Annotated in this window: 1 protein-coding gene; it reads left to right on the top strand. The window is 48.4% G+C overall.

The window, feature by feature from the left end; translation table 11 throughout:
* Positions 1-802: Ig-like domain-containing protein (locus V5290_RS17305; RefSeq protein WP_333388762.1), on the top strand; the 802-nt coding region annotated here is incomplete at both ends.

Raw genomic sequence — 802 nt, 5'->3', positions numbered from 1 at the left:
GTCGAAGATACAACGGCCACCGTGGTGGTAACCGTGGACGGCATCGAATACGCAGCAACTAACAATGCGGATGGGTCTTGGACTTTAGCGGATAACACACTCCCTGCATTGGATGATGGTGAAACCCTTATCACAGTAACAGCAACTGATGCAGCAGGTAACGACGCGACGAACACAGGCACAATCAACGTCGATACCGTAGGTATTAACGTCAGTGTTGATGCGTTAGTGACCAATGATACGTCACCAGCGTTAAGCGGTAGCATTGATGATGCGACAGCGACCGTGATTGTTACTGTCAATGGTGTTGATTACAACGCAGTGAATAACGGCGATAACACCTGGAGTTTAGCAGCGGATACGATTGCCGAATTAGCCGAAGGCGACGTTGTGATCAGTGTGTCTGCGAGCGATGAAGCGGGCCATACGGATAGCGCAACCACGACGATTGAAGTGGATACTACCGCTCCAATAATTAGCGTCGACTCTCTCACTACCACTGATAATACGCCAATGTTAACGGGTAATGTTGATGATACTACTGCTGTAGTTATCGTGACAGTCAATGACATCGAGTACGAAGCAACTAACAATGCGAATGGGTCGTGGACTTTAGCGGATAATACACTCCCTGCATTGGATGATGGTGAAACCATTATCACAGTGACAGCAACCGATGCAGCAGGTAACGACGCGACGAACACAGGCACAATCAACGTCGATACCGTAGGTATTAACGTCAGTGTTGATGCGTTAGTGACCAATGATACGTCACCAGCGTTAAGCGGTAGCATTGATGATG

The sequence above is a fragment of the Psychromonas arctica genome, assembly GCF_036697365.1.
Taxonomy (GTDB): Bacteria; Pseudomonadota; Gammaproteobacteria; order Enterobacterales; family Psychromonadaceae; genus Psychromonas; species Psychromonas arctica_A.
Note: the sequence above shows the minus strand (reverse complement) of the source record. Positions and strands in the feature narration are given on the sequence as shown.